The organism is Stenotrophomonas sp. 57 (assembly GCF_030291075.1).
Taxonomy (GTDB): Bacteria; Pseudomonadota; Gammaproteobacteria; order Xanthomonadales; family Xanthomonadaceae; genus Stenotrophomonas.
Genome location: NZ_CP127407.1, coordinates 3,132,922 through 3,149,844, shown reverse-complemented (window position 1 = coordinate 3,149,844; position 16,923 = coordinate 3,132,922). Strand labels below are relative to the sequence as shown.

The 16,923-nt window shown below is 67.8% G+C and carries 11 protein-coding genes; 6 read left to right on the top strand and 5 right to left on the bottom strand.

The genetic code is table 11. The annotated features are described in order from the left end of the window. Positions 1–34: 34 nt before the first annotated feature. Positions 35–1,009, top strand: coding sequence for an alpha/beta hydrolase (locus QP512_RS14575; RefSeq protein ID WP_286069320.1), 975 nt, complete (start codon positions 35–37; stop codon positions 1,007–1,009). A 50-nt stretch (positions 1,010–1,059) separates the two neighbouring features. On the opposite strand, the gene arcD is transcribed toward QP512_RS14575, so the two are convergent. The 4 genes from arcD to QP512_RS14555 all read right to left on the bottom strand — a co-directional run bounded on the left by arcD (position 1,060) and on the right by QP512_RS14555 (position 7,211). Then, positions 1,060–2,481 (bottom strand): arginine-ornithine antiporter, encoded by a 1,422-nt coding sequence (arcD, locus tag QP512_RS14570; protein ID WP_286069319.1) that lies wholly within the window; start codon positions 2,479–2,481, stop codon positions 1,060–1,062. A gap of 132 nt (positions 2,482–2,613) precedes the next feature. After that, positions 2,614–5,409 carry a TonB-dependent receptor gene (locus QP512_RS14565; protein ID WP_286069318.1) on the bottom strand — a complete coding sequence of 932 codons (2,796 nt, stop codon included), beginning with the start codon at positions 5,407–5,409 and terminating at the stop codon, positions 2,614–2,616. Positions 5,410–5,606: 197 nt separating this feature from the next. Further along, the gene (locus QP512_RS14560) at positions 5,607–6,257 is read right to left on the bottom strand and encodes an energy transducer TonB (RefSeq protein WP_286069316.1); all 651 of its coding nucleotides are present in this window, start codon (positions 6,255–6,257) and stop codon (positions 5,607–5,609) included. 216 nt (positions 6,258–6,473) lie between these two features. Next, positions 6,474–7,211 (bottom strand): SIMPL domain-containing protein, encoded by a 738-nt coding sequence (locus tag QP512_RS14555; RefSeq protein WP_286069315.1) that lies wholly within the window; start codon positions 7,209–7,211, stop codon positions 6,474–6,476. A gap of 129 nt (positions 7,212–7,340) precedes the next feature. Here QP512_RS14555 and QP512_RS14550 point away from each other — a divergent pair, with 129 nt between their 5' ends. From QP512_RS14550 to tldD, 4 genes are read left to right on the top strand one after another with little or no spacing between them, the layout of a single operon-like run. Next, complete coding sequence (locus QP512_RS14550) at positions 7,341–7,949, top strand: Maf family nucleotide pyrophosphatase (RefSeq protein ID WP_286069314.1); 609 nt, start codon at positions 7,341–7,343, stop codon at positions 7,947–7,949. Further along, complete coding sequence (gene rng, locus QP512_RS14545; protein ID WP_286069312.1) at positions 7,942–9,429, top strand: ribonuclease G; 1,488 nt, start codon at positions 7,942–7,944, stop codon at positions 9,427–9,429. The genes QP512_RS14550 and rng overlap by 8 nt, the downstream gene beginning before the upstream one ends. A gap of 30 nt (positions 9,430–9,459) precedes the next feature. Next, complete coding sequence (locus QP512_RS14540; protein WP_286069310.1) at positions 9,460–13,314, top strand: YhdP family protein; 3,855 nt, start codon at positions 9,460–9,462, stop codon at positions 13,312–13,314. Positions 13,315–13,373: 59 nt separating this feature from the next. Further along, positions 13,374–14,819 carry a metalloprotease TldD gene (tldD, locus tag QP512_RS14535; RefSeq protein ID WP_286069309.1) on the top strand — a complete coding sequence of 482 codons (1,446 nt, stop codon included), beginning with the start codon at positions 13,374–13,376 and terminating at the stop codon, positions 14,817–14,819. A 41-nt stretch (positions 14,820–14,860) separates the two neighbouring features. On the opposite strand, the gene yjgA is transcribed toward tldD, so the two are convergent. Further along, entirely contained in the window at positions 14,861–15,448 is a 588-nt protein-coding gene (yjgA, locus tag QP512_RS14530) for a ribosome biogenesis factor YjgA (RefSeq protein WP_049437338.1), read from the bottom strand. 68 nt (positions 15,449–15,516) lie between these two features. Between yjgA and pmbA the strand changes: the two genes are divergently transcribed. Then, a complete protein-coding gene (pmbA, locus tag QP512_RS14525) occupies positions 15,517–16,884 on the top strand; it encodes a metalloprotease PmbA (RefSeq protein WP_286069308.1) in 1,368 nt (455 codons plus the stop codon). Positions 16,885–16,923: the final 39 nt, after the last annotated feature.

The window sequence follows — 16,923 nt, the reverse complement described above, 5'->3', positions numbered from 1 at the left end:
GCTCGGCTCTACAATCTGCTGTATCCAACCACGGATGTTGATCGTTCGCGCACTCCTGTCCGTCGTCCTTCTGCTGCTTGCACAGCCAGCCTTCGCCGCAGCGAATGCCGCACCACCGACCTGGCATCCGCCGCAGGGCACCACCGAGCTGCCATTGTGGCCGCAGGGCACGGTGAAGCCGCCGCCAAAACTGAAAGGCCCCGAGCAGGTTGGCGAAGCGGTTTCCAAGGCCAGCGGAGAACGCTGGACGATGCTGCAGAACGTGGCCGTGCCGACCCTCACCGTGTTTCCGCCGAAGGGGCCGGCCAATGGCACCGCGGTGATGGTGGTGGTTGGAGGGGGTTACCGGGTGCTGGCGATGGACCTGGAAGGCAGCGAAATCTGCGACTGGCTGAACGCGCAGGGCATCACCTGCGCGCTGCTGAAGTACCGCGTGCCGGCGTCCGGCCCGAACTGGGATCCCGACTGCAACTGCCGCGACATTCCGTCGGTACCGATGGCGCTGCAGGACGCACAGCGCGCCATGGGGCTGCTGCGTGCGCAGGCACAGCGCTGGAACATCGACCCGAAGCGGGTGGGGGTGATCGGTTTTTCTGCGGGTGGTCATGTGGTGGCGGGACTGAGCACGCACGCACGTCGTAGCTACACCGCGGTCGACGCTGCCGACTCACAGTCCAGCCGCCCGGATTTCGCGATGGTGATGTATTCCGGGCACCTGTGGGCAGGGCACGGCAACGGGCTGTCGCTGGTCAAGGACATCGTTGTTGATGGAACGGTGCCGCCGACGTTCATTGCGCAGGCCACCGATGATCGCACCGATGACGTGCGCGAATCACTGGCCTACTACCAGGCCCTGATCGACGCCGAGGTGCCGGTGGAAATGCACCTGTTCGCACGTGGCGGCCATGCGTTCGGGCTGCGCGTGAAGGATGCACCGGTCGCGGCGTGGCCGCGGCTGGCCGAGCGCTGGATGCAGGACATCGGCATGCTGCCGCAACGCCAGCTGTAGAACCAGACCATGCTCGGCGTGCCTGTGCGAAGCCGAGCGTGGGCTCGGCTCTACAGTGCCAGCGCACCTCTGGAGAACGCCACCAGCGTAGCGATCGCCACCACCACAATGGCGCCGAACAACACCCACTCCCAGCGCGTGAACACCTTCTCGCCGCGCTGGCGTCGGGTCAGCGCGAACAGCACCACGCCGGGCACGTACAGCAGCACCGACAGCAGCAGGTTGTCGAGGCCGCCGGCATACACCAGCCACAGCGCATAGGCACTGGCCAGCAGCGCGACGACGAAATCGCGCCAGCGCACACCGGGTTCACCGGCATAGGCCTGGCCGCGCCAGGCCAGCTGCACGCCGAACGCGGTGGACAGGAAGTAGGGCACCAGGCTCATCGATGCGGCCAGTAGCACCAGACCGGTGTAGCTGCCGGAACTGACCAGCACCAGCAGCAGGAACAGCTGGATCAGCCCGTTGCTCAGCCACAGTGCGTTGGCCGGCACGCCGCGCGCGTTCTCGCGACCCAGGAACGCCGGCATCGTGCCGTCACCGGCCGCAGCGTACAGCACTTCAGCACACAGCAGCACCCAGGCCAGCAATGCGCCCAGCACCGAAATGATCGAACCGATGATGATCACCGTCGCGCCCCACTCGCCGACGATCGCGCGCAGCACATAGGCCATCGACGGATTGGGCAGCCCGGCAAGTTCCGCCTGCGACAGCACGCCCATCGACAGCAGGCTGACCAGCACCAGCAGCAGCCAGACGCCGAGAAAGCCGATCACCGTGGCGCGGCCGACATCGGCACGTCGCGCAGCGCGGCGCGAGTAGATGCTGGCGCCCTCGATGCCGATGAATACCCACACGGTCACCAGCATCATGCCGCGCAGCTGCTGGCCGAGATCGCCCAGTGCAGGCGTACCGAAGAAGTCGGCACGGAAGACATCCATGCGGAACGCGCCGGCGGCCAGGATCAGGAACAGCGCGATCGGCAGCAGTTTGGCCACCGTCACCAGTCCATTGACGATGGCGGCGGTGCGCAGCCCACGCAGCACCAGCAGGTGCACGGTCCACAGCAGCAGTGACGAGGCGGCCACGGCGGCCGGCGTATTGCCTTCGCCGAAGACCGGCATGAAGTGGCCGAGGCCACTGAAGATCAGCACGAAGAAACTGGCGTTGCCCAGTACCGAGGCGACCCAGTAGCCCCATGCGGCGGAGAAGCCGATGTAGTTGCCGAAGCCCTCGCGCGCATACGCGTAGATGCCGGTATCAAGGTCCGGCCGGCGGTTGGCCAGGGCCTGGAACACGAAGGCCAGCATCAGCATGCCGGCGCCACTGACCGCCCAGCCGATCAGCGCAGCGGCCGGGCCGGCGCTGCGCGCCACGTTCTGCGGCAAGGAAAAAATGCCGGCACCGACCATCGAGCCGACCACCAGTGCGGTCAACGCGGGCAGGCCAAGGCGTTGCGATGTCGCGGCCATGGAGATCCCCTGCGGCGGTGATGCCGCGTGCACACGGTAGCGGTGTACCCGTGAACATGCGCGCAAGAGGCGCCGCAACGACGAAGGCCCGGGCAGGTGCCCGGGCCTTCGAAGGTGATGCTGCAGACGGTATTACTTGAACGTGTACTTGGCACCCACGGTGAAGTAACGGCCCAGTGCACCGGAGAAGTGCATCGGGTTGTAGTTCACGCCGCCGTAGGTGGTGGGATCGAGCGGTGCGATGCGGTCGAACACGTTGGCCACCGAGGCATTGAGCTCGAAGGCGTCGGTGATGTTCCAGCGGCCGGACAGGTCGAAGGTGGTGAACGAAGAGATCTTCGTCACCGGCGTGCCATCCTCATAGAACGCCTGGTAATCGCCGCCACGCTTGTCGGTGTTGTCCATCTTGCTGATGTAGTTGGCAACACCGCTCACGCTCCACGCGCCCTGCTTCCAGGTGGTGCCGAAGTTGATCTTGTCCTTCGGTGTGCCGATGCAGTTGGTCACGTCGCAGTTACCGTGCGTGCCGGCATAGTCAACGGTCTCACCGCCTTCGGTGCGCTCGAACTTCAGGATGTGGCTCCACTGCAGGTCCAGCTCCAGCTGGCCCGGACCCATATCGAAGGTCTGGCGGATATCGGTATCGATACCGCGGACCCGCGACGAGCTGGCGTTCACGTAGCCGGTGTTGACGGCCAGGATGCTGCCGGAGTTAGGCACGCCACCAATGTTGTTGGAGTCACGCAGCACGTTGCCGGCCAGGATGGCGGCCGCGGTGTTGCCCTGCACGATCTCGTTGGTGCGCTTGATCTGCCAGGCATCAACGGTCATCGAGGTGGTCGAGGTCGGCTGCAGCACCAGGCCCACCGAGTAGCTCTTGGACTCTTCCGGCTTCAGGTCCTTGTTCGGGCGGGTGATGATCGCGATCGAGCGCGGCGTGCATTCGCCGGCATCGATGGCGCAACGCACCGGGTCGCGGGCGTTGGAGAAGGCAGCCAGGCCACCGTCACCGTTCTCGGCCGGGTTCGGCGCGCGGAAGCCTTCGGCGTAGCTGGCGCGCAATGCGATCCAGTCGGCCGGGGTCCACTTCACGCCCAGCTTAGGCGTGGCCTTGCCCTCACCGCTTTCGTACTTGTCGTAACGCACCGCGCCGGACAGTTCCAGCTGCTCCAGCACCGGTGCCGACAGTTCGACGTAGCCGGCATAGACGTTCTGGGTACCGTCATAGGCCGAGTAGCCCAGGCCGATGATGTCGCCCTGGTCGGTGTAGGTCTGCGGGGTCAGGCTGTTGCTGGTCTTGCGCCACTCGGTACCGATGGCCAGGCCCAGCGGGCCACCCTTCAGGTCCATCAGGCTGCGCGACACGGTGAAGTCGAACATGTCCAGGCTGGACTTGGCGCGCGCGCTGATGGTCGGCGAGATGTAGTCGTACAGCGCCTGCGAGTTCAGGTTGGCGTTGTCGCCGATGCGCCACGTACCGCCGGCGCAGTTCGGGTTGCCCAGCGCGCACAGCACCGAGCTGTAACGCAGGAAGCCGGTGCGCTTGTTGACCAGGTCGGTGCCCGAATGCAGGTAGGCGGTGTCATAGCTCCAGTCGCCCCAGTTGCCCTTGGCGCCAACCAGGAAGCGGTTGAACTCGTTGGTGTTGTTGGTCACGCGTGGGCCGACGTCCCACGCGCTGTAGCGCAGGCGCGCCGCGTACGGCAGCGGGTTGTCCGGATGCCCGGCATAGAGCATCGTCGCGCCGGCACCGCTGCTGGCGTTTCTCGGACCGCCGGGGAAGCCCCAGCCACCGGACACGCTGGAAGGGGTATTGCTGAAGATGGTTTCCTTCTTCGAGTAGCCGATCTCGGTGTAGATCTCGCCGCCTTCGCCGAAGGCGAACGTGGCGCGGCCGAACACGTTGATGTACTTCTCTTCCGGGGTCAGGTCGCGAAACTGCTGTGCCGGATCCCACAGGCAGCCCTGCGCCGCCGAAGAGGCTTCGGTCTGGCCGGGAATGGTGCTCAGGTTGGCGCAGCCCGGCAGGGCGACCAGGTGCGGCGACGGTGCATCATTGTTGAACACCGAGCCGTTCGGGCCGACGCCGCCGTTGGTGCGGCCGCTGAGGTAGGCGCCGCCGAGGAACTGCGCGTCGGTGGCGTCATAGCCCCACTGGCGCGTGTCGCCGGTGCCGATCCACTTGCGGTTCTTGCGGTCGCTGATCTTGATCGCGTCGGACTTGCCGACATCCAGGCTGAAGAATGCGTTCCAGCCATCCTTGGACAGGTCACCGGTACCGGCGGTCAGGGTGGCCTTCTTGGTATCGCCGTCGCTATCGCCGGACAGGCCGTAGGACGCGCGCAGGATCGCACCTTCGAAGTCGGTGCGCAGGATGATGTTGACCACGCCGGCGATGGCGTCGGAGCCGTAGATCGCCGAAGCGCCGTCCTTCAGCACTTCCACGCGCTCGACGGCATCGAGCGGAATGGTGCTGAGGTCGGTGAACACCTTCTGGCCGTCATCGGCCAGGCCATAGGTCGCCATGCGGCGGCCGTTCAACAGCACCAGCGTCGAGCCGGCACCGAGGCCGCGCAGCGAGATGCCGGCGCCGCCACCGGCGAAGCCGTTGCCAAAGGTCTTGGGAATGGAGCCGGCGCCATCGGCGGTGATCGTCTGCAGGTACTCGGCCAGGGTGGTCTTGCCACTGCGGTCGATTTCCTGACGGCTCACCACCTGCACCGGGGACGGCGTCTCGGTGTTGGTACGCGGGATGTTGGAGCCGGTGACCGTGATGCGGTCGAGGTTGGTGGCTTGTTCCTGCGCGAAGGCGGAGGAGGAAGCCACGGCGCCGACCAGCAACAGGGCGCCGCCGGTGAGGATGTGGGTGATGGACGATGCCAGGGTGTTGCGGCGGCGGCTGGCGGGCCGTTGGATCAGGTGTTTCACAGCTTCTCTCCTAACTGGAAAACCGTAGCGTTGAGGGCTGTCTCCGGACTATCCGGGACGCGTCAATCTAGGTTTCCGACGGGTGACGAAGTCGTGAAATTTTGCTTAATTCGTAACGTTTGGATCTGGACTTTGCCGAGTTTGGCGTTTTGGCCCCGGGGGCCGGTCCGACGGACGGTCGGACCGGCTCCGAATCGTCAGTCCGGCAACGAGAACTGCACCGGCACCAGGCCGATGGCCGGGACCGCTACGCCATCACGCTGGGCCGGTTCAAAGCGCCAGCGCTTGAGCACCTGCTGGCGCGCGGCCTGGTCCAAGTGCCGCGAGCCGCTGCTGCGCTCGATACTGACCGCCACCGGCTGGCCACTGCTGTCGACCTCCACCCGCAGCAGCACGGTGCCCTGCTCGTGGTTGCGCAGGGCCGGCACCGGATAGTTCGGCGGCGGTGCGCTGCGGTACTGCAGCTGGGCGCCGGCCAGCGGCGTGCTGCTGTCGATGCTCGGTGCGAGTTGCGGCGCGGCCTGTTCGGCGGCCGGCAGCGCGATGCCCTGGGTTTCTTCCGCGGTCGCGGTAGGGGCGGGCAGTGGCGGTGCCGCCGGCTGTGCCTGCGGTTTCGGCACGACCCGGGCGACTTCCTTCGGTTCCTGCAGCACCGGCGGGGGCGGTGTTGGCGGGATCTTCTCGATCAGCCTGACCGTCGTCTTGTCACGCGGGACCTGCACGGCCTGGTAGGTCGCCGGAATCAGCAGCAACAGGAACGCGAGCAGGTGCAGGGCGATGGCCGCGCTCCAGGCGGCAACGCGGGCGGGGTCGAAGTGCGGGGATGCAACGGGATACGTACGAACCATGGTCCACCTCCATGCCAGTGACGAAGTCCTCAACGCACCAGAGTCCGTGGCGGGGTTGCCGCACGCGGCTGGCAGTCCATCAGTAGCGCGGTGGGACGGCCACTGCCTAGAGGCAGGGTCAGGATCGTTGGGCTGGCCTTCAGCCAGCGCCGGCTGCACGCATGAAAAAGGCGGGCCCCTGCGGGGCCCGCCTCTGTGCACCGGACCAGGAGGCGATCAGCGGCCCAGTTCGAATACCACGTCCAGATTGACCGACACGGTGGATTCGCCTGGGGCGACCGGGGTGGCCTTGTCCATCGCAGCGCCAGCGGACATGGTCCGCATCATCGGCATCGGGCGGTAACCACCACCGGCATTCTCGGAGATGCTGACGATGCGGCGCACCTGCAGGCCCAGCGACTTGGCATAGGTCTGGGCACGGGCCTGTGCCTTCTTCAGCGCGGCCAGGCGGGCTTCGTCATACACCGGCTCGGGCTGGTCGATCTCGAAGCTGGGGCCGTTGATCTGGTTGGCGCCCTGGGCGGCCAGCGCATCAAGCACCTTGCCGAGCTTGGCGATGTCGCGCACCTTCAGGCTGACCGTGTTGCTGGCCTGGTAGCCGGTGATCTTCGGTGCTTCGTTGTCGGTATAGCGATACTGCGGGTTGAGGCTGACGCCGCTGGTCTGCACGTCGCGCTCGGCGATGCCGGCGGCCTTGATCGCGGCCAGCACCTTGTCCATCTGCTGGGCATTCTGGCGCATCGCGCTGTTGCCATCGGCGGCCTGGGTCACCACACCGGCCGACAGGGTGGCCACGTCCGGCACGCGGGTCGCTTCGGCGTTGGCCGAGATGTTCAGCAGCGTGCCTTCGGCCGCGGCGGCGATCGATGGCGACGACGGGGCAGCATGGGCAGTCATCGAGGTTCCAAGGGCGAGGGACAGGGCAAGCAGCATCGGGGTGGCAGTCAGGCGCATGGGAACTCCTTGTTGTGTGATGAGGGTGGTGTCGTAGCGATGAACGCGCTGTGAGCCTGATCGGGGTCGACCACGTTCCGGAGCAGGTTGCCGACGATTCAGGTGGCGGCCTCAGGTTATGCTGTGCCGATGCTCTATCTTGCTTCCCGCTCCCCCCGACGCAACCAGTTGCTGGCCCGACTCGGACGCCCCTTCCAGGCCCTGGACCTGGAGGTCGTCGAGCAGCGCGCCGCATCCGAGAGCGCCGAACAGTATGTATGCCGGGTCGCCGCCGACAAGGCGCGCGCCGGGCTGGCCCGGGTGCTGGCCGATGACCCGCAGGCGCGGGTGCTTGGCTCGGATACCGAGGTGGTGCTGGACGGCGAGGTGTTCGGCAAGCCTGTCGATGCTGCCGACGCGCGCGCGATGCTGGCGCGGCTGGCCGGACGTACCCATCAGGTGATGACCGCCGTAGTGGTGGTGGGCGCCGACGGCGTGGACACCGAGCTGGTCGTTTCCGAAGTGACCTTCGCTCCGATCGCCGACGCCGACATCGCCGCCTACGTCGCCACCGGCGAACCGCTGGACAAGGCGGGGGCCTACGCCATCCAGGGCGGGGCCGAGCGTTGGATCGAACACCTGTCCGGCAGCTACTCCGGCGTGATGGGGCTGCCGCTGCTGCATACCGATCGTCTGCTGGCGCGCTGCGGCGTGCCGGCCCCCACTGCCGATGCCGCCAGGGAGGCTGCTGATGTCTGAGGAAATCCTGGTCAATGTGACCCCGCGCGAAACCCGGGTCGCGGTGATCGAAAACGGCATGCTGCAGGAACTGCACATCGAGCGCGGTTGGCGCCGGGGTGTGGTCGGCAACATCTACAAGGGCAAGGTGCAGCGGGTCATGCCGGGCATGCAGGCGGCCTTCGTGGAGGTTGGGCTGGAGCGCGCCGCGTTCCTGCACGCCAACGACGTGGTGCGTCCGGCGCCGGTGGCCAGCGCCGATACCGAGAACACAACCCTGCCGCCGCCGGCCAGCGTGCCGATCGTCGAGCTGCTGCGTGACGGCCAGGACATCGTGGTGCAGGTGGTGAAGGACCCGATCGGCACCAAGGGCGCCCGCCTGACCACGCAGATCAGCATTCCCTCGCGCTACATGGTGCTGCTGCCGCAGTCCAAGGTGGTGGGGGTGTCGGCGCGCATCGAGGACGAAACCGAGCGTGCGCGCCTGAAGGCGCTGGTGACCGAACTGTCGGCCCAGCATGGTGGCTACGGCTACATCGTGCGCACCAATGCCGAAGGCCAGCCGGCCGAGGCCATCGCCGAGGACATCGCCTACCTGTCGCGCGTGTGGAACGTGGTCGAGCGCCGGGGCCGCGAAGCCCCCTCGTGCAGCAACATCTATGAAGACCTGAGCCTGCCGCTGCGCTCGGTGCGCGATCTCATCCGCAAGGACGTTGACAAGGTGAAGGTGGATTCGAAGGAGACCTTCGCCCAGCTGCAGGCCTTCGTCGCCAAGTACATGCCGGTGCTGGCCGAGAAGATCGAGCTGTATTCCGGCGATCGTCCTATCTTCGACATGTTCGGGGTGGAGGATGAGATCGGCCGCGCGCTGGACAAGCAGGTACCACTGAAGTCCGGTGGCTACCTGGTGATCGACCAGACCGAGGCGATGACCACCATCGACGTCAACACCGGTTCGTTTCTCGGCCAGCGCAACCTGGAAGAGACGGTGTTCCGCACCAACCTGGAAGCGGCGCAGGCCGTGGCGCGCCAACTGCGGCTGCGCAACCTGGGCGGCATCATCATCATCGACTTCATCGACATGGACGATGCCGAGCATCGCCGCCAAGTGCTGCGTACGCTGGAAAAGGCGCTGGCCCGCGACCATGCCAAGACCACCGTGTACGACTTCTCGCCGCTGGGCCTGGTGGAAATGACCCGCAAGCGCACGGTGGAAAGCCTGGAGCGCCAGCTGTCGGAAACCTGCCCGCAGTGCAGCGGCCGCGGCAGCATCAAGACCGCCGAGACGGTGACCTATGAAATCTTCCGCGAGATCACCCGTGCCGTGCGCCAGTTCGATGCCGCGCGCCTTCTGGTGATCGCCTCGACCAAGGTCGTGGCGCGCATCACCGACGAGGAATCCGCGGCGGTGGCCGAGCTGGAGGAATTCCTTGGCAAGAGCATCCGCTTCCAGGCGGACGAGCAGTACCTGCAGGAGCAGTTCGATGTGGTTCTGCTCTGATCCTCGCCGGCTGCAGGCCGGCGGTGGCCGATGAGCGCGCCGCCGCGCCTGCGACTGCGAAGGATCCGCCGTCATTTCATTTCCGCCTGCGCGGTGGGCCTGGTCGGGCTTGCACTGCTGGTGGGCTCGCTCAGCCAGCTGCTGCCGCTGGCCGAGCGCCATCCCGACAGGATTGCCGCCTGGCTGAGTGAGCGTGCCGGCCAGCCGGTGCGTTTCGACCAGCTGCAGACCGCGTGGACCCGTCGTGGCCCGCTGCTGCAGCTGAAGGGCCTGCGCATCGGCGCGGGGCAGGGCCTGGCGATCGGCGAGGCCGAAGTGCTGGTGTCGATGTACAGCGGCCTGCTGCCCGGCCGCTCGCTGACCGAACTGCGCCTGCGCGGGCTGGCGCTGGACCTGCAGCAGGGCGAGGACGGCCGCTGGTCGGTGCGTGGCCTGCCGCAGTCCGATGCCGGTGGCGATCCGCTGGATGCGCTGCGCCGGTTGGGCGAGCTGCAGGTGATCGAAGGCCGTCTGGGCGTGCATGCGCCGGCGCTGGGCATCGACACCACGCTGCCGCGCATCGATCTGCGCCTGCGCGTCAACGGCGACCGCCTGCGTGTGGGCGTGCGCGCCTGGGCGCAGACCGATGCCCTGCCACTGACCGCGGTGCTGGACGTGGACCGCGGGCGCGGCAACGGCCAGGCCTGGCTGGGTGCCGATCCTGTCGATTTCCATGCCTGGTCGCCCCTGCTGGCGGCCGGTGGCGTGCGCCTGCGCGAGGGCAAGGGCGAACTGAACCTGTGGCTGACCCTGCGCGATTTCGCACCGGTGGCATTGACCACCGATTCGGACCTGCGCGACGTGCGCGTCGACGGTGCACCGATGCCCGACGTGGCGACGCCGCAGTTGCAGCTGCAGCGCTTGCAGGCACGCCTGCGTTGGCAGCGCCAGGCCGATGGTTGGGCGCTGCAGGTGCCGCGCCTTCGTCTGAAGACGGAAGACGGCGAACAACAGCTCGATGGCCTGCAGGTGCAGGTCGGCAAACAGCTGCGGGTGAGTGCCGGCGATGTGCAGGCCGGTACCGCGCTGCGGGCGCTGGCGCTGAGTGATCGCCTGGAGCCGGGCCTGCGTCATTGGCTGTTCCTGTCCAGGCCGCAGCTGGAGGTGCGTGAGCTGCAGCTGGCCGGTGAACGCGATGGCCCGTTGTGGGCACAGGGCGAACTGGCGTCGCTGGGCTTTGCCAGCGTGGGGCATTCCCCGGGCCTGCGCGGCCTGGGCGGGCGCTTCGAGGGCGATGCCAATGGCTTCAGCCTCCAACTGCAGCCGCAGCGCCAGTTGCAGTTCGACTGGCCAACCGGTTTCGGCGTGCGCCATGACCTGCACCTGGCGGGCCAGGTGGTGGGTTGGCGCGATGAAGGCGGCGGCTGGCGCATCGGCACTGCAGCGATGCGCGTGGAAGGCACCGACTATGCGGCCGACGTGCGTGGCGGCGTCTGGTTCCAGGGCGACGGTACGCGGCCGTGGCTGCAGCTGGCGGCCAAGCTGGACGATGTGCCGATGACCGCGGCCAAGCGCTTCTGGATCCACTCCAAGATGAGCAAGGGCGCCACCGACTGGCTGGACATGGCACTGGCCGGTGGGCAGGTGCGCAACGGTGTCGGCCTGGTCAGCGGTGACCTGGATGACTGGCCGTTCGACAACAATGATGGCCGCTTCGAGGCCACCGGCCACATCAGCAACGGCGACATCCGCTTCCAGCACGACTGGCCACTGATGCGCCAGGTGGACGCCGACATCGCCTTCATCGGCCCCGGCTTCGACATGCGTGGGCGCGGCGATCTGGCCGGGGTGGCGGTGCAGGCCTTCGAAGCCGGCATTCCGGACTTCGGTCACCAGCCGCTGTACGTGCGCGCCGATGCCCCCAGTGACGCCGCCAAGCTGCTGGCGATGCTGCGACAGAGCCCGCTGCACAAGGACTATGGCGATACCCTGGACAACCTGGTCGCCAGTGGTCCGGCGCACGTGACCTTCGACCTGCTGCAGCCGCTGCACGAGGATGAAGGCCAGGGGCATCTGCAGGGCACGGTTGACCTGAGCGGCGTGAAGCTGGTGGACAAGCGCTTCCAGCTGACCTTCGACAACATGCACGGGCAGGCGCGCTACAGCAACGGTGGCTTCGGTGCCGAAGACCTGGCCGTGCGCCACCTCGGACAGGACGGTCGCTTGAGCCTGCGTGCCGGCGGTTACGTGCACGACAGCAAGCTGGCGTTCGAGTCGCAGCTGACGGCCCGCCTCGATGCCGGCGTGCTGATTGACCGTGCCCCGGAAATGGCGTGGCTCAAGCCCTATATTGCGGGTACCTCGCCGTGGACGATCGCGGTCAACCTGCCAAAGGCCGCGCCGGGAGCCCCGGCACCGCCAAGCGAACTGCGGTTGAGTTCGGACCTGGTCGGCACCCGGCTGGACCTGCCGGCGCCGCTGGACAAGCCTGCGGGTGAGCCGCTGGCGACCACGGTGGCTGCGCAGCTGCCGATGGGCGCGGGCCGCATCGACGTAGCCTTTGGCCAGCGCCTGGCCCTGGCCGCGCGTAGCCACAACAACCAGACCGGTGTGCAGGTCACCCTGGGCAGCGACCATGTCGATCGCGAGCCGCCGCCGAGCGGGCTGTCCGTCGACGGCCGCAGCCCGACCCTGGATGCGCTGGAGTGGATCGGCCTGGCCCGTGGTGGCAATGACGATGACGGCATGCCGCTGCGCGCGGTGGACGTGCAGGTTGGAAAGCTGATGCTGATCGGTGGCGTCTTCGAACAGACCCGCCTGCAGCTGCAGCCGGGCCCGCAGGCACTGGATGTGCGGCTGGATGGACCTTCGCTGGCCGGGCGCCTGACCGTACCCAATGCCGAAGGGGGCACCATCAGTGGCCAACTCGACCGCGTGCACTGGCAGTCGCTGCCGCCGGCACCGGGCGCGGCCGCGCCAGCGCGGGTGCAGGCGGGCGCCAATGACATGGATCCGGCCAAGCTGCCGCCGTTCGCACTGGACATCGCCGACCTGCAGTTCGGCAAGGTCGTGCTCGGCCAGGCGGTGCTGCGCACGCGGCCGCTGGCCAACGGATTGAACGTGGACGAGCTGCGCTTCCGTGCACCGGACCAGGAGATCGACATCAGTGGCCGCTGGCTGGGCCGCACCGGTGGCGCCCGCACCGAGCTGACCGCGCAGGTGCGCAGTGAAGACCTGGGGGGCCTGATGCAGAACCTCGACTACGGTGGCCAGCTGCGGGGCGGTTCCGGCCAGGCACAGCTGCAGGCGTCGTGGAGCGGGGGTCCCTCGGACTTCCAGCTCGCCAACCTGCAAGGGCGCCTGGACCTGCACGCACGCAACGGCCAGCTGCTGGAACTGGAGCCCGGCGCCGGCCGCGTGCTCGGCCTGCTCAGCGTGGCCCAGCTGCCGCGTCGCCTGATGTTCGACTTCCGCGACTTCTTCTCCAAGGGCTTCGCGTTCAACCAGGTGGATGGCAGCGTGCAGTTCGGGCAGGGCGTGGCGCGCACCGACAAGGTACTGATCGAGGGTCCGGCGGCGAACATCACCATCCGTGGCCAGGCCGACCTGCGCAACCAGCAGTTCGACCAGACCATCGACGTGAACCCGCGCGCCGGCAACCTGCTGACCGTGGTGGGGGCCGTCGCCGGCGGCCCGGTCGGCGCGGCGCTCGGCGCGGCGACCAATGCGGTATTGTCCAAGCCACTGGGCGAGATCGGCGCCCGCACCTACAAGGTGACCGGTCCATGGAAGGAGCCGAAGGTGGAAGTGATCGAACGCAGCCGCGACAAGACGCCGCCCGCACCCACACCGGCACCGGCGGTTCCGCCGACGGTGACCGACCTGCCACGCTCGCGTTCACGCTGAGCATGGTGTTCCCGTTCACGGGGCTTGCCTGAGCGCCCCCGCACCCCCAGATCGAGACCATGACTGATATCGCCCTGACGCTTGCCCAAGACCGCCTGCTGCGCCCTGGTGGCCTGGATACCGCTGGCCTGGAGCGCACCTTCGGGCAGTTGCTCGGCCCCGGTGTGGACTTTGGTGACCTCTACTTCCAGCACGCCCGCCGCGAGAGCTGGAGCGTGGAGGATGGCATCGTCAAGGACGGTGCCCATTCCATCGAGCAGGGCGTGGGTGTGCGCGCGATTTCCGGTGAGAAGACCGGCTTCGCCTACTCCGATGACATCCATGCCGACGCGCTGCTGGCTGCGGCGCAGTCGGCGCGTGCGATCTCGCGCGAAGGTGGCGCCCAGACCGGGCGTTCGCTGCTGCGGGGCAATGCGCGCGCGCTGTATCCGGCGCTGGACCCGATCGACGGCATCGGCAACGAGGCCAAGGTCGAGGTGCTCAAGCGCCTGGACGGCTATCTGCGTGCCGCCGACCCGCGCGTGAAGCAGGTGATGGTGAGCCTGTCCGGTGGCGTTGACACGGTGCTGATCGCCCGCAGCGACGGTGTGCTGGGCGCCGACGTGCGCCCGTTGGTTCGCCTGAACGTGCAGGTGATCGTCGAGCACAACGGCCGTCGCGAGTCCGGCTATGCCGGTGGCGGTGGCCGCTATGGCTACGAGGCGCTGTTCGCCGATGGCCGCCCGGAAGCCTTTGCCCGTGAGGCGCTGCGCCAGGCGCTGGTGAATCTTGAAGCGGTACCGGCACCGGCCGGCGTGATGCCGGTGGTACTGGGCCCGGGCTGGCCCGGCGTGCTGCTGCATGAAGCGGTCGGCCATGGCCTGGAAGGCGACTTCAACCGCAAGGGCACCAGCGTCTACGCGGGCCGGATCGGCGAGCGCGTTGCCGCCCCGGGCGTGACGATCGTCGACGACGGCACGCTGGACGGACGCCGTGGCTCGTTGAACATCGACGACGAGGGTCATCCCAGCCAGTGCACCACGCTGATCGAGGACGGCATCCTGGTCGGCTACATGCAGGACAGCCTCAACGCGCGCCTGATGGGCGTAGCGCCGACCGGCAACGGCCGCCGCGAATCGTTCGCGCACATGACCATGCCGCGCATGACCAACACCTACATGCGTGCGGGCCAGCACGACCCGCAGGAGATGATCCGTTCGGTGAAGAAGGGCCTGTACGCGGTCAACTTCGGTGGCGGCCAGGTCGACATCACCAGCGGCAAGTACGTGTTCTCGGCCACCGAGGCGTACCTGATCGAGGATGGCCGCATCACCACGCCGGTGAAGGGCGCGACCCTGATCGGCAACGGTCCGGAAACCATGCAGAAGGTGCGCATGGTCGGCAACGACCTGGCCCTGGACGAGGGCGTGGGCATCTGCGGCAAGGACGGGCAGAGCGTGCCCGTGGGTGTCGGCCAGCCCTCGCTGTTGATCGAGGGCATCACCGTCGGCGGTACCCAGGCCTGAGCCGGGCGATGGCCAGCGCCACCACCCCGACCGGCGCGGACTCAGCCCTCGTCGGCCTCGTCGGTCTCGACGTGGCCAGCGTCTTCGCCGCTGGCCTTCAGGCCCAGCGCCGCCGGCAGCATCAGCGCGCGCAGCACCTGGTAGATCTCGCGGTAGGCACGCGGCGGCTTGTTCTTCGCCTTCTCGGCCTGCGCGTTGCGCACCAGCGTGCGCAGCTGCTGCCGGTCGGCCTGCGGGTAGTCGTCCAGCAGGGCGGCCAGCGCCTTGTCACCTTCGGCCAGCAGGCGTTCGCGCCAGTCTTCCACGCGGTGCATCATCGCCACTTCGCGGCGGCCGGTTTCGCTGTTGGCATCCAGCGCATCGCGGATCGCATCCAGCGTGGCGTCCTCCTCGCGACGCATGTGCTTGGCCAGGAATGCCAGCTGGCGCTTGTGCGCGATGTGGGCGGTGATGCGCTTGCACTCGGCGATGTGCGGCAGCAGGTCTTCCGGGATCGGCAGGCGCGCCAGCTGGGCCGGGGTCAACGACACCAGCTTCTCGCCCAGGGCCAGGACGTCGAGCGCGTCGCGCCGGTTCTGGCTGCGGCTCTTGTCGTGGAATTCACCGGTTTCTTCGTCGCGTCCGCGCATCGTCCCTACCTGATCTCAAAAAAAGTCGCCCGGCGTGATGCCGGGCCCAACCTGTACAGGATAAAGCATTGAACGTGATCGCCCCTGAAGCCGCCGTTGGCGACGACAGCCCGGCCCGGCTGGAACGGCTGGCCGACCTCTCCCAGCAGCTGCTCGACCGCGCCCGCGCGCTGGGCGCCAGCCAGGCCGAGGTCAGCTGCAGCGAGGACCGTGGGCTGGAGGTCAATGTCCGCCTTGGCGAGGTCGAGACCGTGCAGTCCACCCGCGACCGCGGGATCGCTGTCACCGTCTATTTCGGCCAGCGCAAAGGCAGTGCCAGTACTGGTGACCTGAACGAGGGCAGCCTCGCAGCCACCGTCGAGCAGGCCTGCGCGATCGCCCGCCATACCGAAGACGATCCGGCCGCCGGCCTGGCCGAGGCCGGCCTGATGGCCACCCACTTCCCGGACCTGGACGGCTGGCACCCGTGGTCGCTGCAGGCCGACGAGGCGGTGGACCTGGCCCTGGCCTGCGAGACCGCAGGCCGTGAGGCCGATGCGCAGATCCGCAATTCCGACGGTGCCTCGGTGTCGAGCATGCAGAGCCTGTCGGTCTATGCCAATTCGCATGGCTTCATCGGCCGTGAGCGCGGCACCCACCACTCGGTCGGTTGTGCGCTGATCGCCGGGCAGGGCGATGGCATGCAGCGTGACGGCTGGTACACCAGCGCGCTGGCTCGCGAGGACCTGGAGGATGTCGGCCTTGTCGGTCGCCGTGCCGCCGAGCGCACTGTCGCCCGCCTGCAGCCCCGCTCGATGGCCACCGGCAGCATGCCGGTGCTGTTCGCCCCGGAAGTGGCACGCAGCCTGGTTGGTCACCTGCTGTCGGCGGTGTCCGGCGGTGCCCTGTACCGCCAGGCCAGCTTCCTGCTGGACAGCGTTGGCCAGCGCCTGTTCCCGGAATGGATGCAGATCGACGAGCTGCCGCACCTGCGCCGTGGCCTGCGCTCGGCGGCGTTCGACGGTGATGGCGTGGCGACCCGTGCCTCGGCGCTGGTCCGTGACGGCGTACTGCAGCGCTACGTGCTGGGCAGCTATTCGGCACGCAAGCTGGGCCTGCAGACCACCGCCAATGCCGGTGGCGTGCACAACCTGCAACTGGCCGCCAACGCAGGCTCCCGGCAGGAGATCGCGCGGCAGATGGGCGATGGCCTGCTGGTGACCGAGTTGATGGGGCAGGGCGTGAACGGGGTGACCGGCGACTATTCGCGCGGCGCCGGCGGCTTCCGTGTCGAGAACGGCGAGATCCAGTACCCGGTGGACGGCATCACCATCGCCGGCAACCTGCGCGAGATGTTCAGCAGCATCGAGGCGGTCGGCAGCGACGTTGACCCGCGCTCGCACATCCGGACCGGCTCGATCCTGCTGGGGCGGATGACCATCGCGGGTAATGATTGATGGCATTGATGGCGTAAGCTATGCCCGCCTGACGCAGCC

What these genes read in the sequence shown, in the direction of transcription:
- tldD (WP_286069309.1), top strand. Translation starts at nt 13,374, where the DNA reads ATGACTGATATCGCCCTGACGCTTGCCCAAGACCGCCTGCTGCGCCCT.
- yjgA (WP_049437338.1), bottom strand. Translation starts at nt 15,448, where the DNA reads ATGCGCGGACGCGACGAAGAAACCGGTGAATTCCACGACAAGAGCCGC.
- rng (WP_286069312.1), top strand. Translation starts at nt 7,942, where the DNA reads ATGTCTGAGGAAATCCTGGTCAATGTGACCCCGCGCGAAACCCGGGTC.
- arcD (WP_286069319.1), bottom strand. Translation starts at nt 2,481, where the DNA reads ATGGCCGCGACATCGCAACGCCTTGGCCTGCCCGCGTTGACCGCACTG.
- QP512_RS14540 (WP_286069310.1), top strand. Translation starts at nt 9,460, where the DNA reads ATGAGCGCGCCGCCGCGCCTGCGACTGCGAAGGATCCGCCGTCATTTC.
- QP512_RS14575 (WP_286069320.1), top strand. Translation starts at nt 35, where the DNA reads ATGTTGATCGTTCGCGCACTCCTGTCCGTCGTCCTTCTGCTGCTTGCA.
- QP512_RS14560 (WP_286069316.1), bottom strand. Translation starts at nt 6,257, where the DNA reads ATGGTTCGTACGTATCCCGTTGCATCCCCGCACTTCGACCCCGCCCGC.
- QP512_RS14555 (WP_286069315.1), bottom strand. Translation starts at nt 7,211, where the DNA reads ATGCGCCTGACTGCCACCCCGATGCTGCTTGCCCTGTCCCTCGCCCTT.
- QP512_RS14550 (WP_286069314.1), top strand. Translation starts at nt 7,341, where the DNA reads ATGCTCTATCTTGCTTCCCGCTCCCCCCGACGCAACCAGTTGCTGGCC.